The organism is Micromonospora sp. NPDC002411 (assembly GCF_053592955.1).
Map to the genome: position 1 here is coordinate 1 of NZ_JBSFBM010000284.1, position 8,665 is coordinate 8,665.

General features: G+C 72.0%; 7 protein-coding genes. 4 read left to right on the top strand and 3 right to left on the bottom strand.

Annotation, left to right across the window (positions count from 1 at the left end):
- Positions 1 to 159 precede the first annotated feature (159 nt).
- The 4 genes from ACWCO3_RS26710 to otsB all read left to right on the top strand — a co-directional run bounded on the left by ACWCO3_RS26710 (position 160) and on the right by otsB (position 4,981).
- Complete coding sequence (locus tag ACWCO3_RS26710) at positions 160 to 444, top strand: hypothetical protein (protein WP_145779324.1); 285 nt, start codon at positions 160 to 162, stop codon at positions 442 to 444.
- A complete protein-coding gene (locus tag ACWCO3_RS26715) occupies positions 441 to 833 on the top strand; it encodes a hypothetical protein (protein ID WP_145779323.1) in 393 nt (130 codons plus the stop codon). Before ACWCO3_RS26710 ends, ACWCO3_RS26715 begins: the two co-directional genes overlap by 4 nt.
- Before the next feature lie 141 nt (positions 834 to 974).
- Positions 975 to 2,375 carry an alpha,alpha-trehalose-phosphate synthase (UDP-forming) gene (locus tag ACWCO3_RS26720; protein ID WP_145779322.1) on the top strand — a complete coding sequence of 467 codons (1,401 nt, stop codon included), beginning with the start codon at positions 975 to 977 and terminating at the stop codon, positions 2,373 to 2,375.
- Positions 2,376 to 2,416: 41 nt separating this feature from the next.
- On the top strand, positions 2,417 to 4,981 hold the full coding sequence (otsB, locus tag ACWCO3_RS26725; RefSeq protein ID WP_145785477.1) for a trehalose-phosphatase: 2,565 nt from the start codon (positions 2,417 to 2,419) through the stop codon (positions 4,979 to 4,981).
- 113 nt (positions 4,982 to 5,094) lie between these two features.
- Here otsB and cobA read toward each other — a convergent pair whose 3' ends face one another.
- The 3 genes from cobA to cobC are packed head-to-tail and all read right to left on the bottom strand — an operon-like array spanning position 5,095 to position 8,574.
- Positions 5,095 to 6,351: a uroporphyrinogen-III C-methyltransferase gene (gene cobA / locus ACWCO3_RS26730; protein ID WP_145779321.1), complete on the bottom strand. Its 1,257-nt coding sequence runs from the start codon at positions 6,349 to 6,351 to the stop codon at positions 5,095 to 5,097.
- A gap of 40 nt (positions 6,352 to 6,391) precedes the next feature.
- Entirely contained in the window at positions 6,392 to 7,507 is a 1,116-nt protein-coding gene (gene cobT, locus ACWCO3_RS26735) for a nicotinate-nucleotide--dimethylbenzimidazole phosphoribosyltransferase (protein ID WP_354890153.1), read from the bottom strand.
- The gene (cobC, locus tag ACWCO3_RS26740) at positions 7,507 to 8,574 is read right to left on the bottom strand and encodes an Rv2231c family pyridoxal phosphate-dependent protein CobC (RefSeq protein WP_357937685.1); all 1,068 of its coding nucleotides are present in this window, start codon (positions 8,572 to 8,574) and stop codon (positions 7,507 to 7,509) included. Before cobC ends, cobT begins: the two co-directional genes overlap by 1 nt.
- Positions 8,575 to 8,665: the final 91 nt, after the last annotated feature.

Genomic DNA, 8,665 nt, shown 5'->3' on the forward strand with positions numbered 1-8,665 from the left:
GCTGCGAGGACCGCCCGCCGCCGCCGGCCAGGAGCCGGCCGCGCGCACGCCATCGTCAATCCTGACAGGTACGGCGCGCTTCGCCCACATCACCCCGCCCCAGGAGTACGCGGGGCGCGTCTCCTTGCCCAACCCGGTAAGGCAAATTACGGTTTAGGTATGACCAAAAAGATCACCATCAGCCTGCCGGACGAGCTCGCCGACAGGCTGGCCGAGGAGCCGAATGCCTCCGCCTACGTCGCGGAGTCTCTGCGACGGCGGGTGGCCGGGGAGAAGACCCGGGAGATCCTCCGTCGTGTTGGTTTCGAAATCACCGACGAGGGTGTGGCGCGGGTCCACGCCGAGATGGAGCAGTTGCGGGCGAGCATCACCCCCGAACTGCGCGAACAGGCGGCCCAGCTCCAGGCGGAGGTCTTGGCGGCCCGCGCGCGAGCCAGCCGGTGACGGCCTACGGCCTGGCGCTGGATGCGACTGCGCTGCTGGCCTATTCGTCGTCGGAACGGGATGTCGGTCACCGCATCGCGGAGGCCGCTGACTATGGAGTGAACGTGCTGGTGCCGGCACTCTGCCTCGTCCGAGCGCACCAGGAGGCCACTCCCGGTCAGTGGGAGATGCTCGAAGTGCTCGCCGCGTTGCCGCACATCCGGGTAACCCCGGTCGAGCCGAACATGTGCTCCTTCCTCGGCGGATGGTCACGCCGCATGGCCGGGCACACGGACCTGGCCCAGTTGGCGATGGACGCCGCCGCCCACCCCCTCGTGCCGATCATGACGGATCGGCGGGAGCTGCTCGGCGAGGTACTGCCGAAGGAATGGCCGATCATCGACCTCTGACCGGCGGCTGTCGACAAGATCACCCCCAGGATTCGGCACGTCCGGGGCGGGTAGGAGACTCCGGCACTAGGCACAAGACGCCGCAGCTACGCTCAGTACGCTCATCGCGGTGGACCCGTCAGTACCTGGAGGTGGCCGATCGTGACCGTCCGTAGCTCCTTTGTCGTAGTGGCGAACCGTCTGCCGGTCGACGAGGTGAGCACACCCGAGGGACGGCAGTGGCGGCGTAGCCCTGGTGGGCTGGTCACCGCCCTGCATCCCGTACTCGCCGAGCACCAGGGCACCTGGGTCGGCTGGGCCGGCGGCACCGGCCCGGCTCCCGACCCGTTCGACCTGGAGGGGATCCGGCTGCACCCGGTCCCGCTGAGCGCCGAGGAGCTGGAGCGCTACTACGAGGGCCAGTCCAACGCGACGATCTGGCCGCTCTACCACGACGCGGTGGAGACACCTGCCTACAAGCGCCGGTGGCGGGAGGCGTACCGCCTGGTCAACGCCCGGTTCGCGGAGGCCGCGGCGGACGTCGCGGCCGAGGGCGCCACGGTCTGGGTGCAGGACTACCAGCTGCAACTGGTGCCGGCGATGCTCCGTGAGCTGCGCCCGGACCTGCGGATCGGGTTCTTCCTGCACATCCCGTTCCCGCCGATCGAGCTGTTCATGCAGATGCCGTTCCGCACCGAGATCCTGCGCGGCCTGCTCGGCGCCGACCTGGTCGGCTTCCAGCAGCGGTTGGCCGCGCAGAACTTCGTCCGGCTGGCCCGGCACCTGCTCGGGCTGCGCTACGAGGGGCAGATGATTCAGGTCGACGGTCGGCAGGTGAAGGCCGGCGCCTTCCCCATCTCGATCGACACCCAGGAGATGGAGCGGATGGCTGCCGACCCGGCCATCCAGGCGCGGGCCAAGCAGATCCGCGCCGAGCTGGGCGACCCGAAGACGATCATCCTCGGGGTGGACCGGCTGGACTACACCAAGGGCATCGAGTTGCGACTCAAGGCCTTCCGCGAGCTGCTGGCTGACGGAAAGTTGACAGTCCCCGACGCGGTCATGGTCCAGGTGGCCACACCCAGCCGCGAGCGCGTGGAGCACTACCAGGCACTTCGCGTCAAGGTGGAGCGCGAAGTCGGTCGGATTAATGGTGAATTCGGCAGGGTCGGCGTGCCGGCCGTGCATTACCTGCATCAGTCGTACAGTCGCAGTGAACTGGCCGCGATGTACGTTGCCGCCGACGTCATGATGGTGACCCCGCTGCGAGACGGAATGAACCTGGTGGCGAAGGAATACGTAGCATCACGTGCCGACCAGGGTGGCGCGCTCGTGCTCAGTGAGTTCGCCGGCGCCGCCACCGAGCTTCGCCAGGCATTTTTGTGTAACCCGCACGACCCGGACGCGGTCAAAGACGCCCTGCTCCGGGCAGTGCACGTGGAGAAAACCGAGGCGCGCCGCCGGATGCGGACAATGCAACGTCACCTGCGTACCCACGACGTGGGCCACTGGGCCAAGTCCTTCCTCTCCGAGCTTGGGGTTTCGGAGGCGGAGGCCGAGTGAACACGTCCGTCAACGATGGGGCGGCGATCGCCACCGGGGTGATGGACCCCGAGCTGCGCGCCGCCATCGGCCGGATCGCCCGGGTCCCCCAACTCCTGGTCGCCTGCGACTACGACGGCACGCTCGCGCCGATCGTGGAGGACCCGAGCACCGCCGTCCCGCTCCCCGAGTCGGTGGCCGCCGTCCGCGCGCTGGCCGCGCTGCCGCAGACCACAGTGGCGGTGGTCTCCGGCCGGGCACTGCGCGACCTGGCCGCACTCTCCCGGCTGCCCAGCGAGGTGCACCTCGTCGGCAGCCATGGCTCCGAGTTCGACATCGGCTTCGTCGAGCGGCTCTCCCCCGAGCTGGTCGCGGTGCGTACCCGCGTCCGCAACGCGCTCCGCGACATCGCCGCCGACCACCCGGGCATCCGGCTGGAACGCAAACCGGCGAGCGTCGCGATGCACACCCGCGGCATCGACCCGGAGGTGGCCGCCGCCGCCATCGAGGCGGTCCGCAACGGCCCCGCCACGTTCGACGGCGTCACGGTGACCCAGGGCAAGGAGGTCATCGAGCTCTCCGTCGTGGCCACCCACAAGGGCACCGCCGTCGACCAGCTACGGACCCAACTCGCCGCCAGCGCGGTGCTCTTCATCGGTGACGACATCACCGACGAGAACGCGTTCGGCCACCTGCACGGCCCCGACCTCGGCATCAAGATCGGCCCCGGGGACACCCAGGCCGGTTACCGGGTCGCCGACCCGCTGGAGGCCGCGCGGGCGTTGGCGCTGCTGCTGGAGACCCGACGGCACTGGCTGTTCGGCGAACGGGCGGTGCCGATCGAACGGCACTCGATGCTGTCCAACGGTCGTACCGTCGCCCTACTCACCCCCGAGGCCAAGGTGAGCTGGCTCTGCCACCCCAAGCCGGACTCGGCGGCGATCTTCGCCGACCTGGTCGGTGGCAGCCCGGCCGGCCACTTCAGCATCACCCCGGAACGCGGCGGCATCCCGCTGGGCCAGCGCTACCGCTCCGGCACGATGACGGTGGAGACCCGGTGGTCCGGGCTCACCGTCACCGACTGGCTGGACAAGCCGGCCCGGGAGACCACCCCGGACGACAGCCCGGCGGTCATCACCGGCGACTCAACCCTGGTCCGGGTGCTCACCGGCAGCGGCAAGGCCCGGGTCGAGTTCGCGCCCCGGCCCGAGTTCGGCCAGGTCGCCGTGCAGTTGCAGCCGCTCGGCGACGGCCTGTTGGTGCTCGGCTCCAACGAACCGGTCGCGCTCTACGCTCCCGGCCTGCAGTGGGAGGTCGGCAACGACGGTGGGTACGAGACCGCCAAGGCGGTCGTCGACCTCTCCGCCGCCGGCGGGCAGGTCGTGCTGGAGCTGCGCTTCGGCACGCACAGCCTGGAACACCACCGGGTGCCGATCCACGAGCGGCAGGCCGCCGCCGAGCAGCCGTGGAAGGACTGGGTGGCCTCGCTGCGGCTGCCGTCCACCTCCCGCGACCTGGTCGTGCGCAGCGCCCTCACCCTGCGCGGGCTCTGCCACGAAGCCACCGGCTCGATCCTGGCCGCCGCGACCACCTCGCTCCCCGAGGAGCTGGGTGGCGTCCGCAACTGGGACTACCGCTACTGCTGGCTGCGCGACGCCGCGCTGACCGCCCGCTCGCTCGTCGACCTGGGCTCCATCCAGGAGGCCGAGGCATTCCTGCGCTGGGTGGACGGCTGCATCGAGCGCACCGGCGGTCACCCCGAGCGGCTGCACCCGCTCTACACCATCGACGGGTACGAGCTGGGCGCCGAGGCGGTCATCGACACGCTGCCCGGGTACGCCGGCTCCCGGCCGGTCCGGGTCGGCAACCTCGCCAACCACCAGCTCCAACTGGACGTCTTCGGCCCGATCGCCGACCTGATCGCGGCCGTCGCCGACGCTCGCGGCTCGGTCCGCGACGACGAGTGGCGCGTCCTGGAGAACATGGTCGAGGCGGTCCGTCGGCGCTGGCACGAGCCCGACCACGGCATCTGGGAGGCACGGCTGCCACCACGGCACCACGTCTTCTCCAAGGTGATGTGCTGGATGACAGTCGACCGCGCGCTGCACGTGATGCGCGAGCACGGTGGCGAGGACCGACCCGAGTGGAAGGACCTGCGCGACCGGATCGGCGCCAACGTGCTGGAGCACGGCTGGCACTCCGACGTCGAGGCGTACAGCGTCGCGTACGGGGACGAGGACATGGACGCCTCGTCGCTCTGGATCGGGCTCTCCGGCCTGCTCCCGGGTGACGACCCGCGCTTCCTGTCCACGGTCCTGCGGATCGAGGCGGACCTGCGCAGCGGCCCGGTCGTCTACCGCTACCACTGGGACGACGGCCTGCCCGGCCGCGAGGGCGGCTTCCACATCTGCACGGCGTGGCTGATCGAGGCGTACCTGCGCACCGGCCGCCGCACCGACGCCGAGGAACTGTTCGCGCAGATGGTGCTCACCGCCGGCCCGACCGGCCTGCTCCCTGAGCAGTACGACCCGCTCGCCGAGCGCGGCCTGGGCAACCACCCGCAGGCGTACAGCCACCTCGGGCTCATCCGCTGCGCCCTGCTGCTGGACAACATGCTCAAGCAGTAGTCGACGTGACAGAGGGGCTGGAGCGCGAGCGCTCCAGCCCCTCATCACTTTCCATGATCAAGTGATGAGAAGTAGCTCAGAATCTGCCCGGGTAACTACTTTTCATCACTTGATCATGAGGGGCGCGGGCCCTCGTCGAGGGCGTTCACCACGTCGCCCAGGACCACGACGGCGGGTGGGCGTAGGTCGGCCGTGAGTACGGCGGCGGCGACCTCGCCCAGCGTGGAGCGTAGGACCCGCTGGGTGCCTGTCGTGGCCTCCTGCACCACCGCGGCCGGCGTCTCCGGCGACCGGCCGTGGGCGATCAGGGTGGCCGTGATCGCGGCCAGGTTCTTCAGCCCCATCAGGATCACCAGGGTGCCGTGCAGACCGGCGAGGGCGTCCCACCGCACCAGCGACGCCGGCGCGTCGGGTGCCAGGTGCCCGGAGACCACAGTGAACTCGTGCGCCACCCCCCGGTGAGTGACCGGGATCCCGGCCGCCGCCGGGGCGGCGATCGAGCTGGTCACGCCGGGCACCACTGTCACCGGTACGCCGGCCGCCGCGCAGGCCAACAGCTCCTCACCGCCGCGACCGAAGACGTACGGGTCGCCGCCCTTGAGCCGCACCACGAAGGCACCTGCCAGGGCGCGGTCGACCAGGATCTGGTTGATCTCCTCCTGGGCCCGGGACGGTCCATAGGGAATCTTCGAGGCGTCCACCAACTCGACGTCGGGGCGCAACTCGTCGAGGAGCAGGCCGGGCACCAGCCTGTCGGCGACCACCACGTCGGCCTCGGTGAGCAGCCGCCAGCCCTTAACGGTGATCAGCTCCGGGTCCCCCGGCCCCGCCCCGACCAGCGCCACCCGACCTGCCTGCCGCCCACCGGTAGCGGCGTCGGGCCGGCTCTGCGTCGGAGCGCTTGATTCCGGTGCCAGGCGGACCGCCAGCAGGTCGCGGATCGCGTCGCGGACTGTCATCGCCCGACGGGGGTCACCGCCGCCGAGCACCGCCACCGTGACCGGGCCGTGGCGGGTCACCGCCGGGGTCCAGGCGGTGGCGGCCGACCGGTCGTCGGCCCGGACGCAGAAGATCCGTCGCTCGGCGGCGAGGGCGCTCACCGAGGCCGCCGCGATCGGGTCGTCGATGGCGACCTGGACCAGCCAGGCGCCGTCCAGGTCCTCGGGCGCGAAGCGGCGCGGCACCCAGTGCAGTCGACCCGCGTCGGCCCGGGCGCGCAGCGCCGGGGTCAGCTCCGGGGCCACCAGCAGGACGTCCGCACCGGCGTCCAGCAACGCGGGTACCCGCCGGGTGGCGACCGCGCCACCACCCACCACTACCACCCGCCGCCCGTCGAGCCGCAAACCGAGGGGGTACGGGTTGGACGTCACGCCGCACCACCGAGGCGGGCGGCTCGTTCGCTGCGCGTGGTCACTTCTCGGCCACACCGGCGGAGTCGAAGGTGGCGACCTCGTGCAGCACCCGGACGGCACCGGTGACCACTGGCAACGCCAACAGCGCGCCGGTGCCCTCGCCGAGGCGCAGCCCCAGGTCGACGAGCGGTTCGAGACCCAGGTGCCGCAGTGCGACTGTCGCACCCGGTTCGGCCGAACGGTGGCCGGCGACCATGGCGCCGACCGCGTCCGGGGCGAACGCGGCGGCGGCCAGCGCGGCGGACACCGCGATCACGCCGTCCAGCAGCACCGGGGTACGGCGGGCCGCCGCGCCCAGGATCAGCCCGGCCAGGGCGGCGTGCTCCAGGCCACCGACGGCGGCCAGCACACCGAGCGGGTCGGTCGGGTCGGGTGCGTGTCGGGCCAACGCCGCGCGCACCACTCCCACCTTGTGCGCGTACGTCGGGTCGTCGACCCCGGTGCCCCGACCGGTGGCGTCCAGTGCGTCGACACCTGTGAACGCGGCGATCAGGGCGGCGGCCGGGGTGGTGTTGCCGATACCCATGTCACCGGTGAGCAGGATCCGGGCACCCGCGTCGATCAGCTCGTCCGCGATCCGGATGCCGGTCTGCACCGCCGCCAGCGCCTCGTCCCGGGTCAGCGCGGCGGTCACCGCGAGGTCGCGGGTGCCCCGGCGGACCGACGCGACGACCAACCGGGGCACAGCCGGGTCCAGCACGGCCGGAGCGGGCGCGGCTGCGTCCAGCACGGTCGGGTCGGGCACCGGTCCGGCGGACAGCGGGGTGGCCACCCCGACGTCGACCACTGTGACCGACGCGCCGGCCTGCCGGGCGAACGCGTTGACCACCGCGCCGCCGGCCAGGAAGTTGCCGATCATCTGCGCAGTGACCTCCTGCGGCCACGGGCTGACCCCCTGGGCGTGCACCCCGTGGTCACCGGCGAAGATCGCCACCGCGGCCGGCTCGGGCAACGGCGGTGGGCAGGCCCCGGCCAGGCCGGCGAGGCGTACCGAAAGGTCCTCCAACGCCCCCAGCGAGCCCGCCGGTTTGGTGAGCCGGCCGTGCAGCTCACGGGCGGCGGCCATGGCCGTCTCGTCAGCCGGGCGGATCGCCGCGATCGTGGTCTCCAACATCATGCCTCCATGATTTCGCGCAGCACCTCGGTGAAAGCGTCGGTGGTGTTTCGGTCGCGTACCGCCACCCGCAGCCAGTCCGGCCCGAGGCCGGGGAACGTGTCGCCCCGGCGCACCGCCCAGCCGCGCTCACGCAGGGCGGCTCGGATCGCGCTCGCGCCCGGCAGGTGCAGCAGGACGAACGCGCTGGCGGGACGCCCGACGACGCGTACACCGGGCAGGTCTTCCAGGCGGGCGACCAGGTGGTCGCGGTCGGCGGCGAGGTCGGCGGCGATCGCGCGTTCGGCCTGGACCGCGACGGTGGTGGCGCAGGCCGACGCGGCGGCCAACGCCGGTGTGGAGACGGCCCAGAGCGGCTGGACGGCGGCCAGCCGGGACAGCAGCTCCGGGTCGCCGAGCAGGTAGCCGATCCGGAGGCCGGCCAGGCCCCAGGTCTTGGTGAGGCTGCGCAGAACGAGCAGCCCCGGCAGGTCGCGCCGCTCGGCCAACGACTCCGGTTCGCCCGGGTGCCCGGGGGCGATGGTGGTGTCGGCGAACGCCTCGTCGACCACCAGCACCCGGCCGGGGCGGGCCAGCGCGGCGAGCGTCTGCGCGGGGTGCAGCACCGAGGTCGGGTTCGTCGGGTTGCCGATCATCACCAGGTCCGCGTCGGCGGGCACCCGGGACGGGTCGAGCCGGAAGTCGTCGGCGGCGTCCAGCAGAACGCGCTCGACCGGGTGGCCGGCGGCCCGTAGTGCCGCCTCCGGCTCGGTGAACTGGGGGTGCACCACCACCGGCCGGCGTACGCCGCGAAGTGCCTGCGCGATTAGTACGAAGCCCTCGGCGGCACCGGCGGTGAGCAGCACCTCGTTCGGGTGACGGCGGTGTCGGGCGGCGACCGCGGCCCGGGCCGGCGCCGGGTCCGGGTAGTGGGCCAGGTCGGACAGGGTGGCGGCGATCGGGTCGGCCAGCCAGGCGGGCGGCCGTGCCTGACGGACGTTGACGGCGAGGTCGATCAGGCCGTCGCCGACCTCGACGTCACCGTGGTGCGCCAGGTCGGGCTCGGAAGCGGCGATCGGCTCGGGCATGTCCGCGATCCTTCCGGGAAGGCGGCCGGTGGGACAGACGATCTCGGCGTAAGCCACGTCACCACTCGTCGGTTTATGAGTTCTTCTCAGG